Annotated in this window: 18 protein-coding genes and 1 pseudogene; 8 read left to right on the top strand and 11 right to left on the bottom strand. The window is 62.5% G+C overall.

Features of this window, described 5'->3' with window-relative positions; all coding sequences use genetic code 11:
- Window positions 1-33: 33 nt before the first annotated feature.
- The 3 genes and pseudogenes from R3C13_RS09560 to R3C13_RS09570 form a co-directional block, all read right to left on the bottom strand.
- Window positions 34-390 (bottom strand): annotated as a pseudogene (locus R3C13_RS09560) (DUF2155 domain-containing protein); the annotation flags it as partial.
- Window positions 387-914: an outer membrane lipid asymmetry maintenance protein MlaD gene (gene mlaD, locus R3C13_RS09565; protein ID WP_371310593.1), complete on the bottom strand. Its 528-nt coding sequence runs from the start codon at window positions 912-914 to the stop codon at window positions 387-389. The gene mlaD and the pseudogene R3C13_RS09560, both read right to left, overlap by 4 nt.
- Window positions 907-1,299, bottom strand: a complete 393-nt coding sequence (locus R3C13_RS09570; RefSeq protein ID WP_371310594.1) for an NADH:ubiquinone oxidoreductase subunit NDUFA12 — start codon at window positions 1,297-1,299, stop codon at window positions 907-909. The genes mlaD and R3C13_RS09570 overlap by 8 nt, the downstream gene beginning before the upstream one ends.
- Window positions 1,300-1,488: 189 nt before the next feature.
- Here R3C13_RS09570 and R3C13_RS09575 point away from each other — a divergent pair, with 189 nt between their 5' ends.
- From R3C13_RS09575 to R3C13_RS09585, 3 genes are all read left to right on the top strand, one after another.
- Window positions 1,489-3,750, top strand: coding sequence for a hypothetical protein (locus R3C13_RS09575; RefSeq protein ID WP_371310595.1), 2,262 nt, complete (start codon window positions 1,489-1,491; stop codon window positions 3,748-3,750).
- Window positions 3,751-3,836: 86 nt separating this feature from the next.
- Window positions 3,837-4,328 (top strand): pentapeptide repeat-containing protein, encoded by a 492-nt coding sequence (locus R3C13_RS09580; RefSeq protein ID WP_371310596.1) that lies wholly within the window; start codon window positions 3,837-3,839, stop codon window positions 4,326-4,328.
- Between the two features lie 118 nt (window positions 4,329-4,446).
- Window positions 4,447-5,142: a pentapeptide repeat-containing protein gene (locus tag R3C13_RS09585; protein ID WP_371310830.1), complete on the top strand. Its 696-nt coding sequence runs from the start codon at window positions 4,447-4,449 to the stop codon at window positions 5,140-5,142.
- Window positions 5,143-5,200: 58 nt separating this feature from the next.
- On the opposite strand, the gene aspS is transcribed toward R3C13_RS09585, so the two are convergent.
- Window positions 5,201-7,024 carry an aspartate--tRNA ligase gene (gene aspS / locus R3C13_RS09590; protein WP_371310597.1) on the bottom strand — a complete coding sequence of 608 codons (1,824 nt, stop codon included), beginning with the start codon at window positions 7,022-7,024 and terminating at the stop codon, window positions 5,201-5,203.
- 95 nt (window positions 7,025-7,119) lie between these two features.
- Here aspS and rnd point away from each other — a divergent pair, with 95 nt between their 5' ends.
- The gene (gene rnd, locus R3C13_RS09595) at window positions 7,120-8,286 is read left to right on the top strand and encodes a ribonuclease D (RefSeq protein ID WP_371310598.1); all 1,167 of its coding nucleotides are present in this window, start codon (window positions 7,120-7,122) and stop codon (window positions 8,284-8,286) included.
- A 1-nt stretch (window position 8,287) separates the two neighbouring features.
- Here rnd and R3C13_RS09600 read toward each other — a convergent pair whose 3' ends face one another.
- From R3C13_RS09600 to R3C13_RS09615, 4 genes are read right to left on the bottom strand one after another with little or no spacing between them, the layout of a single operon-like run.
- Window positions 8,288-9,769, bottom strand: coding sequence for a Ppx/GppA family phosphatase (locus R3C13_RS09600; RefSeq protein WP_371310599.1), 1,482 nt, complete (start codon window positions 9,767-9,769; stop codon window positions 8,288-8,290).
- A complete protein-coding gene (locus tag R3C13_RS09605; RefSeq protein WP_371310600.1) occupies window positions 9,766-11,940 on the bottom strand; it encodes an RNA degradosome polyphosphate kinase in 2,175 nt (724 codons plus the stop codon). The genes R3C13_RS09600 and R3C13_RS09605 overlap by 4 nt, the downstream gene beginning before the upstream one ends.
- A gap of 27 nt (window positions 11,941-11,967) precedes the next feature.
- Window positions 11,968-12,651, bottom strand: coding sequence for a hypothetical protein (locus R3C13_RS09610; protein ID WP_371310601.1), 684 nt, complete (start codon window positions 12,649-12,651; stop codon window positions 11,968-11,970).
- A gap of 38 nt (window positions 12,652-12,689) precedes the next feature.
- Window positions 12,690-13,712, bottom strand: a complete 1,023-nt coding sequence (locus tag R3C13_RS09615) for a hypothetical protein (protein ID WP_371310602.1) — start codon at window positions 13,710-13,712, stop codon at window positions 12,690-12,692.
- A 108-nt stretch (window positions 13,713-13,820) separates the two neighbouring features.
- On the opposite strand from R3C13_RS09615, the gene purM reads away from it, so the two are divergent.
- Together purM and purN are read left to right on the top strand one after the other, a co-directional pair.
- Complete coding sequence (purM, locus tag R3C13_RS09620) at window positions 13,821-14,849, top strand: phosphoribosylformylglycinamidine cyclo-ligase (protein ID WP_371310603.1); 1,029 nt, start codon at window positions 13,821-13,823, stop codon at window positions 14,847-14,849.
- Complete coding sequence (gene purN, locus R3C13_RS09625) at window positions 14,846-15,460, top strand: phosphoribosylglycinamide formyltransferase (protein ID WP_371310604.1); 615 nt, start codon at window positions 14,846-14,848, stop codon at window positions 15,458-15,460. Before purM ends, purN begins: the two co-directional genes overlap by 4 nt.
- Here the strand turns inward: purN and R3C13_RS09630 are convergent.
- Together R3C13_RS09630 and ndk are read right to left on the bottom strand one after the other, a co-directional pair.
- Window positions 15,428-15,871: a BLUF domain-containing protein gene (locus R3C13_RS09630; RefSeq protein WP_371310605.1), complete on the bottom strand. Its 444-nt coding sequence runs from the start codon at window positions 15,869-15,871 to the stop codon at window positions 15,428-15,430. The genes purN and R3C13_RS09630 overlap by 33 nt on opposite strands.
- Before the next feature lie 175 nt (window positions 15,872-16,046).
- Window positions 16,047-16,469: a nucleoside-diphosphate kinase gene (ndk, locus tag R3C13_RS09635; protein ID WP_371310606.1), complete on the bottom strand. Its 423-nt coding sequence runs from the start codon at window positions 16,467-16,469 to the stop codon at window positions 16,047-16,049.
- 152 nt (window positions 16,470-16,621) lie between these two features.
- Between ndk and R3C13_RS09640 the strand changes: the two genes are divergently transcribed.
- Both R3C13_RS09640 and R3C13_RS09645 read left to right on the top strand, forming a co-directional pair.
- Window positions 16,622-16,804: a hypothetical protein gene (locus R3C13_RS09640; RefSeq protein ID WP_371310607.1), complete on the top strand. Its 183-nt coding sequence runs from the start codon at window positions 16,622-16,624 to the stop codon at window positions 16,802-16,804.
- Window positions 16,805-16,865: 61 nt separating this feature from the next.
- Window positions 16,866-17,204: a zinc ribbon domain-containing protein YjdM gene (locus R3C13_RS09645; RefSeq protein WP_371310608.1), complete on the top strand. Its 339-nt coding sequence runs from the start codon at window positions 16,866-16,868 to the stop codon at window positions 17,202-17,204.
- On the opposite strand, the gene R3C13_RS09650 is transcribed toward R3C13_RS09645, so the two are convergent.
- Window positions 17,201-17,674 carry a DNA polymerase III subunit chi gene (locus R3C13_RS09650; RefSeq protein ID WP_371310609.1) on the bottom strand — a complete coding sequence of 158 codons (474 nt, stop codon included), beginning with the start codon at window positions 17,672-17,674 and terminating at the stop codon, window positions 17,201-17,203. The two genes, R3C13_RS09645 and R3C13_RS09650, sit on opposite strands and share 4 nt — an antisense overlap.
- Window positions 17,675-17,677 lie beyond the last annotated feature (3 nt).

The following is a 17,677-nucleotide window of genomic DNA, read 5'->3' on the forward strand; positions in this document are numbered from 1 at the left end:
CGGGTGCTCAAGCGCGCTGAGGCCCGGCGACGAAGCGTACATCCAGCCTGAGAAGAGCTCAGGATTCTCGTCGCTAACCGTTTCGACGTCATTGGCATCGACGGCTTCGTCCATGGTGACAACGGCCACCGGCTGGGTCGAAAAAATCTTCAGAAAGGCGGCGCTTTCCGGCGCCTCTTCCGGGGGGGTCTGGTAGCAAGCCTTCAGCTCGACTTTGAGAGAGCCGAAAACAACCGGTTCTCCGACTTTTACATCAATGTCTGTTGAGCGGCCCGTAATCTTGTCCAGCGCGCGAAGGGTTGCCTGGTCCTTCTCCGCGAATGTCGCCCCATGTGCGGCACCCGCAAGACCAACAAGGACAACAACGGAAACCAGCGCGCGCAGGGTCATTCATAATCCTCCAGCGGGTATGCGTCGTCTGTCGGTTCGACTGGCTGTTGTTGTGGTGCGGGTGATGTGTCGGAGCTGCTGCCCGAAGCAAAAGACGCAAACAACGTCAGCAGGTCGACCGATCCGCGCGTAAACTGGATTTCGCCGGTCCCGTCCTGAGCGATGTTGTCCATGCTGCCACCTGGCTCGATCGAGACATATGCGCCGCCTAGAAGGCCATCTGTCGAAATACGGGCATCTGTGTCGTCGGGAAGCGCCCACTTTTTGTCGAGGCTGAGCGTCAGCACGGCTTCGAACCGCTGCGGATCACCGATCACTGACTTGACCACCCCGGCCTTGACGCCCGCAATCCGAACATCCGATCCGCGTTCAATACCGGAAATGTTGTTGAAGCGCGCGATCAGCTCATATTGATCCGGGCCCGCGCCAGAATCCCCGCCTCGCGCCATGGCGAACCAGGCAAAAGCGACGGCGACCGCAACGACGGCGGCCCCTACCAGCGTTTCAAACAGCGACTCACGCATCCGGAGACCATGCCTCGTAATCCCCGGTCGCTTTCTGACGCTTTCCACCTTCGGAAAGGCTGCCCTTAGGCTTTGTCGCCCACGGCGTACCGGTCATGTTGGGTTTGTGGTCGATTTCCCACTCGCGCCGGGTCAGCGGCGATTTGGTCGGCGGCTCATCGACCGTGTGGTGCAGCCAGCCATGCCAGTCGGCAGGCACTTTCGACGGCTCTGCGAGGCCTTTGTACATCACATAGCGCCGCCGACGGCCTTCGATGGAGGGCTTGCGCTCCTCGAAATAACGGTTGCCGTATTCATCCGTCCCGACATAGGTCGAGCGCCGCTTGATATCGAAAGCGGCGCCGACCGTGACCCCGCTCCACCAGGTGAAAATCTGCTTCAGCATCTTGGTGCTCGTCCTGCCTCGTCTTGGTGGCCGCAATATGGCGGCTACGGGGCAACTAATCCATAGCGCCACCGCAGGCAATGCACCGCAGAAACCTGTGTGCAGGCGGGCGATTCCGGCTGTGGAAAGGTTGCCCCTCGGCTTGCCAGGCGCCACGCTTGGCGTGGTGATTCGCCGGGAGACCTGCTCATGGACGCGACACAAGCTGCCGAGATCCTTCGCGCTGCGGAATCGGATGGCCTTATTTCGGCGGAAACGGATCTTGCCGAAGTCTTCCGCGCCTGTGGACGCAGGCTGAAGCCGATGACGCCGGAAACCCTGAAGGCGAGTGCCGCAGCATGTTCCGCCGCGTCCCTGCTCAGCGTCTCACAGCTGGCCACCGCAGAAATGCTGGAACGCCTCGGCGAGGCCCCGCGAAACGCAGACATCGCCGAAGCCCTTGCGGCGGGCCTGCCCCAGGATCTTGTCGAAGAGGCACTGCGCCAGCCGGGTGGATTCGTGCGCACGGCCGACGCCCTGCGTGCCGCGGCCGTCAACACACCCGCGCCCGCGCCGTGCGTGTTCCAGCCAGCCGCATTTGACCCCGTCCTCGAAAACCTCCTGCTTGAGACGCTGATGGAAGGCGCGGAAGTGGTTGTTTCCGCACAGGACATGCCTTCGGCTCAAACATCGGCCCGGATAGTCGATATTGCGCTCGCGGTTGGCCCGGCCGGCGTGGAGGCCGACCTTCTCCTCGACGTGCTCGAAGCGGCGGCTCGGTCGATGCCGAATGGAGGCACCATCATTATCGCGGGCCTGGCCGCTGCCGTACTGGCGCTCGGCCACGATTACGCATCGCCTGAAGGCCAGTCAGCAGGCGCTGCGCTGTGTGCCCTGGCGAAGACAGGCGCGACCGGCGCGGCTCTGTCGGCAGCCCACGCCAAAGCGCTCAATCTTGAAGCACGAAAAGTGTCAGGACGCCGGGCCTGTGAGGTGTGGGTGCTTCCGGTTGCTGATCTCGGCGCCTACCTGCCCGAATGCGAGAGCATGGGCGCAGAGCCCATGGCAGGTGTCCTCGCTTATGGTGATGCTGCCCCCACATTGTCGCGCGCAGCCCGGCTTGGAATTGCCAGCCGCGCGCCCGAACGTTTGCCGGAAGCGCTCGAACGCATCGCTGCTGCCGGAAGCTCCGGGCTCGACCGGGCCATAGGTCTCGACCGGCTGCGCGACCGCGGCTTCAGCGATGAGGCGCTGGACCGGGTCTCCCACGCCCTCGGCGAAGGTCTGCCGCTCAACGCGGCCTTCTCGCGCTGGGTGCTCGGAGATGAGATCATATCGAATGACCTGCGCCTGCCGCCTGAAGGTTTCGATGCTGACGGCCGGGGCCTCCTGTCCGCTGCGGGCTTCTCACGCAAGGACATCCAGGCTGCGGAAGCCGCCCTCGAGCACGACGGCGACGACATCGCCGCACAGATCGCAGCGGATTGCGGCCTGAACCTCGCCGCTTCTCCGGAAGACGAGATTGCCTTTGCAGCCGCCTGTTCGAAAGCGCTCGGTGGCAACGTCATTGTGACCGTCGGTGGCCGGGCAGGCCTCGACGTTGCTGAGGCCGCACTGGAAGCGGGGCTCGGTGTCCAGCTTGTGGGCCATCGCGCCCCGGCCGGCGAAGACATCCAGGCCCGCATGGAGCATATTCTCGCCCTCGCCGAAGAAATCGCGGAGGAAGCGGAAGCACCGCTTGCTGCAACGCAATCTTCCGGGGAAGCCGGCCAGACGCGCCGCAGCCGGCTGCCTGACCGCCGTAAAGGCTACATCCAGAAGGCCACTGTGGGCGGCCACAAGGTTTACCTGCACACTGGTGAATTCGAAGACGGCTCACTCGGCGAAATCTTCATCGACATGCACAAGGAGGGCGCTGCCTTCCGGAGCCTGATGAACAATTTTGCCATCGGCATCTCCATCGGCCTGCAATACGGCGTCCCGCTCGAAGAATTCGTGGATGCCTTTGTGTTTACGCGTTTCGAACCTGCCGGCGCCGTGACCGGAAACGACCGCATCACACGCGCCACCTCGATCCTCGACTACATCTTCCGCGAACTGGCAGTGTCCTATCTCGGCCGGGACGATCTTGCGGAAGTCGATGTAACACATGACGGTCTTGGCCGCGGGGCCGCCGACGGCACCCGAGAGCCTGCGCCCTTCACCGAGGAAGCAGCCCAGATCATCTCCCGCGGCTTCTCACGCGGTCAGCTGCCCGACAATATCGTCATCCTCGACAAGCGCCGCGCTGAAAAGCTCGCAGAGGAAGAAGCCGAAGCGGCAGCCGAACTGGAAGACGACGCATCTCTGGAAGCGCCCGAATACCTGTCCGACGCCTGCCCTGTCTGCGGCAGCTTCACGCTTTTCGAGATCAGCGAGAGCGGCGACATCGAATGCGATACCTGCGGCGATGAAAGCCGCCGGCTGAACTAGCGCCGGAATCGCTTACCCGGCGAAGTTTGGCGCAGGCCTTGCGCTGTCACGGTCAGGGAATGCCCAGAAACCGGACCGCTTGTGCCATGATGAAACACGCTTTTGCCGCCCTGCTCTTCGCTGGCGCCGCGATTCTCCCCGCTTCCGCCCAGGATGCCGGCGAGATCGCCCGGGTCCAGGAGGGCAAGGATTGCCGCAGCTGTAACCTCTTCCAGGCTGACCTTTCCTATATGGACCTGCCGGGCATCAACGTGTCCGGTTCGCGCCTACGCCAGGCCGATCTGTCCTTGGCCACCATGAATGGTGCGGATTTGTCCGGCGCTAATCTGTCTGTCGCTAACCTGTTTGGCGCCCGCCTGACCGGCGCTGACCTTTCAAACGCTGACCTGACGAGCGCATCCCTTGTGGGAGCCTATTTCGGCGGGGCGAATCTGTCCGGCGCAAAACTGGCTGGCGCCAACCTTGGCGGCGCCGAACTCGCCACGGCCAGGGGCCTGACACAGCGCCAGCTCGACACTGCCTGCGGCGACGGAACTACCGAACTGCCGGCCGGACTCCGTATTCCTGTCTGCAGGTAGCGCCTTTCATGGTAAAACTGCAACACATGCTGCCTCCCGACAGTGGTTACAGCATGTTCAGTTTAGCTCGGCAAAACAACGCGCTATCCCAAGTGCCATGATACGGCCATTGTTCAGCATGGTTAGCGCTGCCGCGATTTTCGCGCTCGGTTCTGCTGCGCAGGAAAAGCCGCAGCCCAGCCAGACCGTGTCCTGGGCGCCGGGCTATGTCGGATCGTGCGGTGGCTGCAACCTCGCAGGCAAAAACCTGACGGGGTGGACGCTCACCGGCGCCAACTACGAACTGGCAAACCTGGAATTCGCGTTCATGCGCGGTGTTCAGGCTGCAAACACCAATTTCGAAGGCATCCAGGCGAATGGCGCAGATATGCGCGGCGCGATCCTGACGACAGCGAAACTCTCCGGCTCCATGCTCTCAAATGCGCGCCTGCAGGCAATTCAGGCGTCGGGGGCAGAGTTCAAGCAAAGCGTACTGGTCGGCGCCAACCTTCAGGGCGCCATGCTGGTCGGTGCAAACTTCGCCGGAGCGAACCTGCAATCCACCATTCTTGAAGGCGTTGATATGTCCGGTGCCAATCTGACCGGTGCAGACCTTTCAGGAGCCACCCTGCTCGCTTCAATTTTCAACGGCGCGAACCTTTCACGGACGCGCCTCGATGGTGCCGATGCGACCGGAGCCTCTTTCGCGGATGTCCGCTTTATCGATGCGGACCTGACCGGACTGGAAGGCTGGAAAGCGGCGGATTTCGAAGGCGCCTGCGCGACGCCGCTGACATTGCTTCCTGCCGGCATGAAGCTGCCGGACTGTAACTAGACCGGAATTCGACCGAAATTGAAAAGCCCGCCAGTTCTTCACAGGCGGGCTTTCAGTTTCAGGCTTTGACCTGAGGCGCGAGGCGGATGTTCAGCTCTTTCAGCTGCCGCTCATCCACCGGGCTCGGCGCGCCCATCATCAGGTCGCGCGCCTGCTGGTTCATCGGGAACAGCGTCACGTCGCGGATATTGGATGCGTCGGCCAGCAGCATGACAATGCGGTCCACACCGGGGGCGATCCCGCCGTGCGGCGGCGCGCCAAACCGGAAAGCATTGAGCATGCCGCCGAACTTGGCTTCCACCACTTCCGGGCCATAGCCGGCAAGCTCGAATGCTTTGAGCATCACGTCCGGACGATGGTTCCGGATCGCGCCGGATGACAATTCCACGCCGTTACAGACAATGTCGTACTGGAATGCCTTGAGGCCGAGCTGTTTTTCCGTCGTGTCCGCCCCGGTCAGCGCGTCCATGCCGCCCTGAGGCATCGAGAACGGGTTGTGGCTGAAGTCCACCTTCTTGTTGTCCTCGTCCCACTCGTACATCGGGAAGTCGACGATCCAGCAGAAACGGAAGACGCCTGGCTCCACAATGCCGAGTTCCTCGCCGATTCGGGCGCGTGCGGCGCCCTGCAGCTTCTCGGCATCGGACTTCTTGCCGGCGGCGAAGAACAACGCGTCACCTGACTTGATGCCAGCGCGTTCGGCGAGCGCGGCCAAGGCTGCCGGCTCGAAGAATTTGGCGATCGGCCCGGATGCGGTCAGCTCGCCGCCCTCATCCGAGAATCGCATGTAGCCAAGGCCCGGCGCCTGCATTTCCTTCTTCGCCCATGCATCCATCTTGTCGAAGAAGCTGCGGGGCTGTTCAGCCGTGTTCGGCGCCGGAATAGCGCGGACGATTCCGCCGCCGTCGACGATCTTCTTGAACACGCCAAGGGTCACGTCCTCGCGAGTCACGATGTCGGAGACGTCGGCACAGACAATCGGGATGCGCAGGTCCGGCTTGTCGGAGCCGTACTTCAGCATGGCTTCGGCATACGGGATATGCGGGAACGGCTCGGCCGGCACAGAACGGCCCTTGCCTTCCCAGTCCGCAAACTCTTCAAAGACGCCGCGCATGACGGGCTCGATGGCGCCGAACACGTCATCCTGCGTTACGAAGCTCATCTCGATATCGAGCTGGTAGAACTCGCCCGGAGAGCGGTCGGCGCGGGCATCCTCATCGCGGAAACAGGGTGCGATCTGGAAATAGCGGTCGAAGCCAGAGACCATCAGCAGCTGCTTGAACTGCTGCGGCGCTTGCGGAAGGGCGTAAAACTCGCCGGGATGGATCCGCGACGGCACGAGGAAGTCGCGCGCGCCCTCCGGGCTGGAAGCGGTCAGGATCGGCGTCTGGTATTCGGTGAAGCCCTGCTCGATCATCCGGCGGCGAAGGCTGGCGATGACCTGGCTGCGCAGGATCATGTTCTTGTGCAGCGTCTCGCGGCGAAGGTCGAGATAGCGGTGCTTCAGGCGGATGTCTTCCGGGTATTCCGGCTCACCGAACACCGGCAGCGGCAGCTCGGCCGCCTCGGACTGGACGGAGACAGCCCCCGCCACGACTTCGATCTCACCGGTGGCGAGGTTCGGGTTCACGAGGCTGTCGTCTCGGGCGACGACCTTGCCCTCAAGCGTGATCACGCTCTCGGCGCGCAGGCGTTCAACCACCGGGAAGCCGGGCGAGCCCGGATTGAAGACGATCTGGGTCAGGCCATAATGGTCGCGCAGGTCGATAAACATGACCCCGCCATGGTCGCGGCGGCGGTGCAGCCAGCCGGACAGTTTGACAGTTTCGCCCACATGGGCCTTGCGAAGTTCCCCGCAGGTGTGGGTGCGATAGGCGTGCATCGGATCAGTCTCCGGAAAATCAGCTCAATTGAATACATGAACGACAGGCAATCGCCTCTCGCATTTGTTCTGGCGATGCGATACGCAAGCGCGCGATGACTGACAACACCCTGACTCCCATTACTGAGCAGTCGGCGCTGGAAGATTTGTGCGGCAAACTGGCCGAGAGCGATTTTATCTGCGTCGACACCGAATTTCACAGGGAAACGACCTATTGGCCGGAGCTTTGCCTTGTCCAGGCCTCAGCCCCCGGCGTCGAGGGCCTGATCGACCCGCTGGCCGAAGACCTCGATATCGGCCCGTTCCTGCAGCTGATCGCAGCGGATAACCGGGTAAAGGTGTTCCATGCGGCCCGTCAGGACATCGAAATCTTCAACCGACTCATCGGTCATCCACCGGGCCCGGTGTTCGACACCCAGGTCGCGGCGATGGCCCTCGGCTATGGCGACTCGATCTCCTACGACAACCTGGTCCAGCGCGTGTTGCGCCGCCAGATCGACAAATCCAGCCAGTTTACCGACTGGATGCGCCGCCCCCTGTCGCAGAAACAGCTGGTCTACGCCCTCGGCGATGTCACGCACTTGCGTGACGCCTACATCATCATGCGGGACAAGCTCGAATCGAGCGGACGGATGGCCTGGGTCCGCGAAGAGATGGCGGACCTTGAAGATCCTGCAAAATACGACACCGATCCGGCCAATGCCTGGCAGCGCCTGAAGCTGCGCACGCCCAAGCGGGATTATGCCGCGGTGGTGGTCGCTGTGGCGGCATGGCGCGAACGGCTGGCGCAGGAGCTCGACAAGCCGCGCCGGCGTATCCTGAAGGATGATGCAATTCAGGAAATCGCCAGCCAGAAGCCGAAAACCGAGAATGAATACAACCAGTTACGGGCTGTGCCGAATGGCTTCATCCGGTCCAAGCACGGTCAGGGCCTGATCGACGCAGTGCGCGAAGCGCTGGATTCGCCGGAAAAATTCGCGCCGGAACTGGAGCCGAGACAGCACAATGCGCAGATTCCGGCAGGCGCGCCTGAGCTGCTGAAAGTCCTGCTGAAGCATGTCTCGGATGAGAATAATGTGGTCCCCAGATTGATCGCCAATGCGGCTGACATTGACCGGATCGCTCGCGGCGAGACGTCAGACGACATCCCGGCGATGCATGGCTGGCGCTACGAGATCTTCGGCAAGCGTGCCCAGGCGCTGCTCTCCGGCAAGCTCGCCGTGTCGTTCGAAGGCGGCCAGGTCCGCCTGTTCGACGTCTGACCTAGCCGACGCGAATATCCGGCTTCAGCCGCAGCGTGTTCGCAGTCTGCGACAGGCGCCGGGAGACCGTCTCCGACACCATGGCCTGGTCCGCCTTGGAAACGCTTAGGACCAGCTTGTTACCGCTGCGCGCCAGCTTGGCTCTGCGCAGGATCGGCCCCGATCGGCCTGAAAAGACCGCGCCGAGCCGCATCGCGCTACCGAGCTGCCGAGCCCGCTCCGCCTGCTCCTCTGACGTCAGCGCTACATATTCGGCGGGCCGCTTGAAGTCCTTTTCATAACGGCAGCCGACCGCATAGGCGATCAATGCGCGCTCCGGATGCGACACGCCGGAATACGGTGCCCGCAGTGCCTGCTCATAGGCGAGCAGCGCGCGGTGATCGGGATGGAACCGCCCTGCACTGTCAGCCATCATGCACGCCGCCTTTTCGATCCGTATATCAGCCGCGGGCGAGCCGAAGAGGTCAGGTTCAGGCGCAAACGCAGGCGAAATGAAGTCGTGCAGCGCCTGCCCGAATGCGATCTGATTATGGTCCAGCCGCACGAACGCGATCACGCCGTCCAGCAGCGGGTCCGATACAGCGGCACCCGTCAGGTCGGTCAGCACCCCTTCCCTGAGGCCGCTGGACGAGATCGTCACGCCGTCGAATTTTGCGGTTTCCAGAATTTCCTCCAGCAGGATGGCCGCAATGGGCAAATGCTTTGCGCGTCGCTTGTCTACGGCCTCCAGGCGCGAGCGTGCCGCTGAATTGGAGAGGGAATCCACGCAAAGCTTGGCCGTGCGCGCAATCTGGCCGGGGTTCAGCTGGTAGCCCTGCAACACCTGCAGCGGATAGTTTTCCAGTGTCATGTTGAGCTTCGCAAAGGTTCGCCACGCGCCGCCGACCGCGAAGAACCGACCATTGCCCTGTCCCAGTACTTTCGAATTCTTCAGTTCGGCCTTGATCGCTTTCCGGATCTCCTTGGGATCTGCCGGCAGGTCCGACAGTGACAAAGGCCCGAGCATCAGGCTCTCGCCGACACTTTCGCCTTCTCCCACCGTCTTAAATTCAAGGCTTGAGCCGCCGAGGTCGCCGATCACGCCGTGCGGCCCATGGAAGCTCGCCTCCACACCCAGCGCAGACAGGCGCGCTTCATCCTCACCCGAGAGGACCGACACCGGCCGCCCGAGAATACGGTTGGCCTGCCGGATGAAATCAGGCCCGTCCTGAGCCGCCCGTACCGCGGCGGTGGCGACGGCGGAGAAATTCCTCAGATTGAGCGCCTTGAGGATTGCCCGGTACCGCGCGAGGGCCGCAACGGCAGAAACCCGTCCGGACTCGGACAGTTTCCCGGTCTTCATCAGGCCCTCACCCAGCCCCGCCATCACCTTTTCATTGAAGGTCGGCAGGATAGACGCGCCAAGAATGTCGAAAATGACAAGGCGGACGGAATTGGAGCCGATGTCGATAATGGCCGCCCGGTGGGAATTCGGGAAGCTCATCCTCCCGACCTCCCTTTCGGCGAGAGGCGGGGCGGAATGCTGATTTCAAGCGCGCTGCCGCGGCCCGACAGGCTCGGATTGTCCATGAAGTAGCGGTGGGCGGAGAATCCTTCGGTCGAACCACTTTTCATCAGGCGCTCATACGTGCCGTCGCCATGCATCATCCATGTGTGGAGCTCATCATTCAGATTGGCCACCATGATCTGGTTCATCACTTGACGGTGCACGGTCGGGTTCTCGATCGGGACGAGTGCTTCGACGCGGCGGTCGAGATTGCGAGGCATCCAGTCGGCCGAGGAGATAAACACCTTTGCCTGCGGTGAGGGCAGCGTGTCGCCATTCGCGAAGCACAGAATACGTGCATGTTCGAGGAACCGGCCGACAATGCTCTTGACCGTGATGTTCTCGGACAGGCCCGGCACACCCGGCCGGAGGCAGCAAATGCCACGCACAACAAGCGCGATCGGCACACCGGACTGGCTCGCGCGATACAGCGCATCGATGACATCGCCATCGACCAGCGAATTCATCTTGGCCCAGATGCCGCTCGGCTTGCCTTTCTTTGCCGCGTCAGCCTCTGCCTGAATCATGGCCAGAAGCTGGCTCTTCAGGTTGAGGGGCGACATGGCGATCTTTTCGAGCTTCGGGCCCACTTCAGGCGGTTCGCGGTAAGCCGTCACGAAGTTGAACAGCCGGTTTGCATCCCGGCCGAGCGCCGGGTCCGCCGTGAACAGCGACAGGTCCGTATAGATCCGCGCATTCACCGGGTGATAATTGCCCGTTCCGTAATGCGTGTAGGTCCGGAGTTCCGTCCCCTCACGGCGCACGACCAGCGACACCTTTGCGTGGGTCTTGTATTCGATAAATCCGTACACGACCTGAACGCCTGCGCGCTCCAGGTCTCGTGCGAGGCGCAGGTTGGCCTCTTCATCAAATCGCGCCTTGATCTCCACGAGTGCCGTGACGTTCTTGCCGGCCTCCGCCGCCTCGACCAGCGCGGCAACGATCGGAGAATTGGCCGTCGTCCGGTAAAGCGTCTGCTTGATTGCAACGACCTGCGGGTCAGCCGCCGCCTGACGGATGAACTGCACCACCACATCGAAGCTCTCGAACGGATGGTGGACGAGGATGTCCTTCTCCCGGATCGCCGCGATGCAGTCGCCCCCCATCTCCCGGATGCGCTCCGGAAAGCGTGGGTCGTAAGGCGGGAATTGCAGGTCGGGCCGATCGTCGACGATCAGCTCAGACAGTTGGGCCATGCCGAGAATGCCGTCATATAGAACGACATCGGCATCTTCCGCCCCGATTTCACGGGCGATGAAGTCACGCAGATGCTTTGGCGCGCTGGACTGCATCCGCAGGCGGACGATCCTGCCGCGCCGGCGCTGCTTGAGCAGCACTTCGAATTCGCGGATCAGGTCTTCGGCTTCTTCTTCGATCTCGATGTCGCTGTCGCGCACGATGCGGAACAGGCAGCGATTGCGCTCCTTGAAGCCGGGGAAAAGATCGCCGACGAACAAACCGATCACGTCTTCGAGCGGAATGAAACGCAGCACGCCTTTGGGGCTTTTCGGCAAGCGAATGAAGCGGCGGACAAAGGATGGCAGCGGGACGATGCCGATGTGGCCCACGTCGCCATGTTCGGCCACGAGATCCAGCGCAACGGAAAAGCCAAGATTGGGGATGAACGGGAATGGATGGGCCGGATCCACCGCGAGCGGCGTCAGCACCGGAAAAATGTGGTTTCGGAAGAAATCGTCGAGTTCGGCCTTGTCCTTCTTGCCGAGGTCGGACGCGGCGAGGACATGAATGTTCTCTGTCTCGAGTTCATCCTTCAGCTGCCGCCAGCGCGCCTGCTGTTCGGCGATCAGCTTGAGCGACGCCTCCTCGATCTGGCGGACCTGTTCGGAGGGGGTCAGACCTTCCTGCGTGCGCCGGGTCATCCCGGCGCGCACCTGCTCCCGGATACCGGCATAGCGAACCATCTCGAACTCATCGAGATTGCTGGCAGAAATCGACAGGAACCGCAGGCGTTCCAGCATTGGGTGACTGGAATTGGCAGCCTCTTCGAGAACCCGGTGATTGAACCCGAGCCACGAGAGTTCCCTGTTCAGGAATCGCTGCGGCGACTGCATCATCTGTCTGGCAGTCTTGGCTGCGCCATCCGGCATGGAAAACCCCGTCTTATTACCCGAGCCCTACAATAGCGGCGGCTGATCCGGCGTGGCCAGCCCCATCGCCTCCAATACTTCCTTTGCCAGCGGAACTGAAGGCGCCCGGCCAGTGGACGTGACACCATGGCTCAGCTTCTCCACAAAAGCTTCAATCGCCTCATAGGAAAGATCCAGGCGCGGGGAGAGATAGGCGATCACATCGTCTTCCAGCTTCATGAAATGCCGTCCGGCCGCCGCCTGGAGGCGCCCCTGGAGCATCGCCTCGTCCGGCGGCTGGATTTCCGCGATCGGCATGGAATTCAGCCGCGACTTGAGATCCGCAGACGACGTCAGCCACTGCGAAGGGCTCCGCGAGGAGGCCAGCAGCAGGCGCCCGCCTTGCGCGCCGAGCTGGTTCAACAGCGACAGCAGGGCCTCCCCGTCCCCGGCATCTTCCGCATCGTCGAGCGCGACTTTTCCGCTCGCCAACGCTGTTACCTGGGCCGGTTTCAGGCGCGTCATATCCTTTGCCTGCACGTATTTCCCATCATTCTCGCTGCACCAGGCGGACAGGATCGCGGTGCGCCCGCTCCGCAGCGGGCCAACCAGACACAACACCGGCATGGGCCACTTGTCGGCCTGGCGCACAATGCTGATCGCAGGCCGGTTCGACTGCGTGACGACCAGCCTTTCAAAGCCCGGATGCGCTTCGGGAAAGGCAAAACTCAACTGGTCTGGCTGTCCTGTGGGGACGGATGGCCGTTTGCTCACTGATATCCCGCTGCAGAAACCGCGGAGCGCAGCACCCATCCGGTGTCTGGCTCATCGCCCAGCGCCACACCGCGTTGCAGCAGGTCGCCCTGCAGGCGCTGCGCGTCTCCCACGAAGGAGAAGCTGACGAGCGCCCCGTCGCGCGCCACGGCGGTGGTGCGGAAATCCGACACCAGAGGCGAGCGCGCCAGCGCACCGCGCAGCGTGTTCCATTCGGTCAGGGACGTGTAGCGCGCCGTTGCTGTCGCCTGCGTTTTCGTACCGCCACGGATCACCGAAGCCTGCTTCCACTGCTCACCCATCAGCCGTGAAACGGCGGCGGCGGCAGCTTCCAGTGTCGGCATGGGCGGGGTCGCGCCGATCGGCTCGGCCCCGGCGGCCGTCACGAGGGACACCTGCACCCTCCAGGCACCGTCCCGGCCCATGAGTTCCGCCAGCGCGCCGCGCTTCGCGCGGAAGCTTGAGGCCTCGGGCGAAAGTTCCATCCAGTCGCTATAAGCCGAATAGCCGGGGCTATTGGCAGTAACATAAGGCGCGAGTGCACCTGCATTCCCGGTGCCGAGCGCGACGCGCCAGGCGTCTTCGAGGCTTGTGCTGGATGCCAGCGGCACCATCAGCGACAGGGGCGCCTGCGTATCAACATACGGCACGCGCAGGCTTTCCAGATGCGCGCGCACCATACGGGGATTGTAGACGACCTGAAGGACACCTTTGTAACGCCCCGCGCCGGCTGTTTCTTCCTGAACATCGACAGCGGCCGACAGGCGCTCCGCCAGCGCGGCATCGACAGGAATGCCACCGACGGCAGCCCGGTCTTCTGCGAGCGTGATCTTCTCGATCAGGATGCGCGCACCTGCAGTGCGGGCGGCGGACATCGCGCGTTCACGCGCCTCGATCAGCGACGCGGCCGATTCATCAACCTCAAGATCGGGGATCGTGTAGACATCGCGGGTGTCCGCTGCGGCCGCAAAGACCAGCGCCATCGCCGCAAAGCATGAGGCCAGAAGCATACGAATCATGGTCATAGACCTCCTCGGTTGGCGCCCTTGTAGCAAGCCCGGCCCAAGGCTGGAACCGCACGGCGACACTGGCAGAGTCGATTTCCCCATGCTAACGCGCGAGACGCCATGACTGACCCTTCCAAAACTCCCCTGTCTTATCGCGATGCCGGTGTCGATATTGAGGCAGGAGAGCGGCTGGTCGGCGCTATCGGCCCCATGGCCAAGGCGACGCAGCGCTCGGGCGTGATGGGCGGCCTCGGCGGCTTCGGGGCCCTCTTCGACGCAAAGGCAGCCGGCTACGCCGACCCGATCCTCGTTTCCGGAACCGACGGTGTCGGCACCAAACTGATGCTGGCGTTCGAGACGGGCATCCATCACACGGTCGGCATCGACCTTGTCGCCATGTGCGCCAATGACGTTCTGGCACAGGGCGCTGAACCGCTGTTTTTCCTTGATTATTTTGCCACCGGAAAGCTCGAGGGCGGAATCGCGGAAGCTGTCATTTCCGGTATCGCCGAAGGCTGCCGCCAGTCTGGCTGCGCTCTTGTCGGCGGCGAGACGGCAGAGATGCCGGGCATGTATCCACCGGGCCATTATGACCTTGCCGGTTTTGTCGTCGGCGCCGTGGACCGGGACAAGGTTCTGCCCCGCATGGATGACATGGAAGCCGGCGATGTCCTGATCGGAATCGGATCGTCCGGCCCGCACTCCAACGGCTACTCCCTGATTCGCCGCATCGTTGAGCGCGAGGGGTTGGACTGGTCTGCGCCGTCACCTTTCTCCTCCGGCCAGACGCTTGGTGAAGCCCTGCTGACGCCAACCCGCCTTTACGCACAGATCGCCCTGCCGCTGATCCGGCGTGGACGCATCAAGGGCCTTGCCCACATCACGGGCGGTGGCCTTACGGAAAACACGCCGCGCATGTGCCCGGACCATCTGGTTCCAGTCATCAACCGTAGCGCCTGGGCACCGCCGCCCGTGTTCCGCTGGCTGCAGGAAGCCGGCAACGTCTCCGAAGACGAAATGCACCGCACCTTCAACATGGGAGTCGGCCTCGTCTTCTGCGCCTCACGCGACAATGCGGACGCCGTCTGCGCTGAGCTGCACGTGGCCGGCGAATCCCCGGTTGTCATCGGCCGCCTCGATCCCGCATGAAGCGGCTGAACCTTGCAATCCTGATTTCGGGCCGCGGCTCCAATATGGAAGCCCTGCTGCATGCCGCCGAGGACCCGGACTATCCCGCCCGGCCCATCCTGGTCGCCTCGAACCGGCCGGACGCCAAAGGACTCGACACGGCGTCTTCCGCGGGCATTGCCACCGCCGCAATCGATCACAAGGCGTTTGGGAAAGACCGCGAAGCCTTCGAGCGGGCGCTGGATGCCGAGCTTGAAAAGGCCGGGACCGAGATCATTGCGCTCGCCGGCTTCATGCGCGTCCTGACGCCCTGGTTCGTCGGCAAGTGGGAGGGCCGGATGATCAACATCCATCCCTCGCTGCTGCCAAAATACAGAGGCCTGCACACGCACCAGCGCGCCATTGAAGCCGGCGATGCTGAGGGGGGCTGTTCGGTTCACTGGGTGTCCGCCGGCGTCGATGAAGGCCGCGTTATTGCGCAGGCCCGCGTCCCGATCCTGCCCGGCGACACGGAAGACACGCTTGCGGCGCGCGTCCTTGTGGAGGAACACAAGCTCTATCCGGAAGCGCTCGCCATGGCGTGTCAGCAAATTTTGAATTCAGGCCGAAAGGTCGAATTCCCTGAATCCTGACAGAAAGGCCAGAATGACAGCATTCACCGCGGGATTTTCGGTGAGTTGTTGTTCGCTGAGACACTCCGTAAACGCCTTCAGATCCAGCACTTGCTTCTGGCTTACCGGCGGCAGGGCATCCAGTTTGCGGAATGACATATGCCAGTTGGGAAAGACGCGGGACACGACAGTCTCCGACAGGATACGTGTGCAACCAGCGTGGCGCCTGTCTTTCAGAATTCTTGAAAAGCATGCATCGACGGCCGTTTCCGGTCCTTCGATCACCTGCAGGAACAGCTTATCGTGGTAGATCAGCAGGCCCGTTATTTGATCGCGCTCATTGTTTCGCCGGGATACTTCCAGAATCGCATCGATGGCTGCCGCGTTTGAGCGCCCCGTGGAATGGCTGGTGTAAACAATTCTGCGCAACATCGGGTCTCCGAAGGCAGAGATTAGGCGGGATTGTGTTTCCGATATGCTAACCACGAACATCGCCATTCCGGGTGGAAAGCGATACCGCTCGTTAAGCCGCGACTGTAGCAAATAGCCAAAAAAAGGTCGGAAGGGTCTTCCCTTCCGACCTTTTTGTATTTCCGCGTATTTTGCGTCAGCCGGCGATGTCGGCTTCCGAGAAGAACTGCGCGATTTCGATGGCGGCGTTCTCTTCAGAGTCGGAACCGTGCACGGAGTTTTCGCCGATCGACTTGGCGTAAAGCTTGCGGATCGTGCCGTCAGCGGCGTCGGCTGGATTGGTCGCGCCCATCACTTCGCGATACTTAGCGACGGCGTTCTCGCCTTCCAGCACCTGCACGACCACCGGGCCGGAGGTCATGAACTCGACCAGTTCGCCGAAGAACGGGCGGGCGCTGTGGACGGCGTAGAAACGCTCAGCCTGTGCCTGGGTCATCTGGATGCGGCGCTGGCCGACGATGCGCAGGCCCGCCTTCTCGATGACGGCATTGACGGCGCCGGTCAGGTTACGCTCGGTCGCGTCCGGCTTGATGATGGAAAAAGTACGCTGAACAGCCATTGTGGGATTCCTGTCTCGGGGATTTGCGCGGCCTATAGCGGGCGCTGCGCGTGGGGGCAACCGCCATGCGTCACACCGCGGCAGGAAGTTGGCAGCGCTTGACAAAACCAACATGTGAACATACGCTCACTATATGCCTGATCGAGGGTGATATGAGCGGATTCCTCAAAACAGTTGTCCTGTTTGCGACGCTGGTCGGCGGCTGGCTGGCCCTCGATTATGTCTGGACGGGCTCGCTGCAGCCTCATGCCGCCGAAATCGGCGCCAGCTTTGGCATTTTGACATTTATCGGAGCGGTGCTGAACCTTCTGAGCGCTAGACGGTCGCAGCCCTGAGGCTTGCCCCGACCAGCCCTGTCCGCTAGGCGCGCAGTCTCGTTTCCTGCTGGAGCCACCGATGAGCGGATTACCCCCCTGTCCGGACTGCGGATCAAGTCTCACCTATGAAGACGGTGCGCTGCTCATCTGCCCTGAATGCGGCCACGAATGGGCCGCCGGTGATGCCGGCACAGCCGACGCAGAAGCTGTGGTGCGCGACTCCAATGGCACGCCGCTCGCCGATGGCGACGATGTGATCGTGATCAAGGATCTGAAGATCAAGGGCAGTTCCCAGGTCGTCAAACGCGGCACCAAGGTTCGGAACATCCGCCTCGTCGACGGCGACCATGACATCGACTGCAAGATCGACGGCATCGGCGCGATGGGCCTGAAGTCGGAATTCGTGAAGAAAGCCTAGGCGCCCGCTTCCTTCCAGCCGCCCTTGCCGGTCTGCTGGAAATACCGCGTGACACAGCCCGCATCCTTCGCCGCCTTGAACACCTCACGCGCCGCGCCGCGCGCTTCGGTGTCGCCATCGTCGAACATCATCATGCAGCGCGTGTACGGCGCATCGACGGGCACTTTGACCCCGTCCATCAGGAACAGCGCTGCCGCATCATTTACATTGTCCGCCTTGGCCGAGATCAGGACCGGCTGGCGCTTCGCGTCGAGCCCCGGTGCCTCGGCCTGTCCATGCGGCAGGAAGGATACGTCATCATAGGTCCAGAGCGCCGCATCGAGCGCAGCGCGCCGGTCGGCACTGGGGCTGACGGCCAGCACCCGCCAACCTGCCTCAAGGCATTTGGCCATAAGAGGCGCCGCCGCCTGCTCCAGCGTGGTGCGGGAGAGATGGTAAAACCACCATTCCGGCTTCGGCGCCTCAGCCAAAGT

The sequence above is a fragment of the Hyphomonas sp. genome, assembly GCF_041398385.1.
Classification (GTDB): Bacteria; Pseudomonadota; Alphaproteobacteria; order Caulobacterales; family Hyphomonadaceae; genus Hyphomonas.

Coding starts and splice junctions, on each gene's coding strand:
- R3C13_RS09600 (WP_371310599.1), bottom strand. CDS start 9,769: ATGAGCTTCCCGAATTCCCACCGGGCGGCCATTATCGACATCGGCTCC.
- purN (WP_371310604.1), top strand. CDS start 14,846: ATGAAGCGGCTGAACCTTGCAATCCTGATTTCGGGCCGCGGCTCCAAT.
- aspS (WP_371310597.1), bottom strand. CDS start 7,024: ATGCACGCCTATCGCACCCACACCTGCGGGGAACTTCGCAAGGCCCAT.
- purM (WP_371310603.1), top strand. CDS start 13,821: ATGACTGACCCTTCCAAAACTCCCCTGTCTTATCGCGATGCCGGTGTC.
- R3C13_RS09630 (WP_371310605.1), bottom strand. CDS start 15,871: ATGTTGCGCAGAATTGTTTACACCAGCCATTCCACGGGGCGCTCAAAC.
- ndk (WP_371310606.1), bottom strand. CDS start 16,469: ATGGCTGTTCAGCGTACTTTTTCCATCATCAAGCCGGACGCGACCGAG.
- R3C13_RS09575 (WP_371310595.1), top strand. CDS start 1,489: ATGGACGCGACACAAGCTGCCGAGATCCTTCGCGCTGCGGAATCGGAT.
- R3C13_RS09645 (WP_371310608.1), top strand. CDS start 16,866: ATGAGCGGATTACCCCCCTGTCCGGACTGCGGATCAAGTCTCACCTAT.
- R3C13_RS09580 (WP_371310596.1), top strand. CDS start 3,837: ATGATGAAACACGCTTTTGCCGCCCTGCTCTTCGCTGGCGCCGCGATT.
- R3C13_RS09570 (WP_371310594.1), bottom strand. CDS start 1,299: ATGCTGAAGCAGATTTTCACCTGGTGGAGCGGGGTCACGGTCGGCGCC.
- R3C13_RS09585 (WP_371310830.1), top strand. CDS start 4,447: ATGGTTAGCGCTGCCGCGATTTTCGCGCTCGGTTCTGCTGCGCAGGAA.
- R3C13_RS09615 (WP_371310602.1), bottom strand. CDS start 13,712: ATGATTCGTATGCTTCTGGCCTCATGCTTTGCGGCGATGGCGCTGGTC.
- mlaD (WP_371310593.1), bottom strand. CDS start 914: ATGCGTGAGTCGCTGTTTGAAACGCTGGTAGGGGCCGCCGTCGTTGCG.
- R3C13_RS09640 (WP_371310607.1), top strand. CDS start 16,622: ATGAGCGGATTCCTCAAAACAGTTGTCCTGTTTGCGACGCTGGTCGGC.
- R3C13_RS09605 (WP_371310600.1), bottom strand. CDS start 11,940: ATGCCGGATGGCGCAGCCAAGACTGCCAGACAGATGATGCAGTCGCCG.
- rnd (WP_371310598.1), top strand. CDS start 7,120: ATGACTGACAACACCCTGACTCCCATTACTGAGCAGTCGGCGCTGGAA.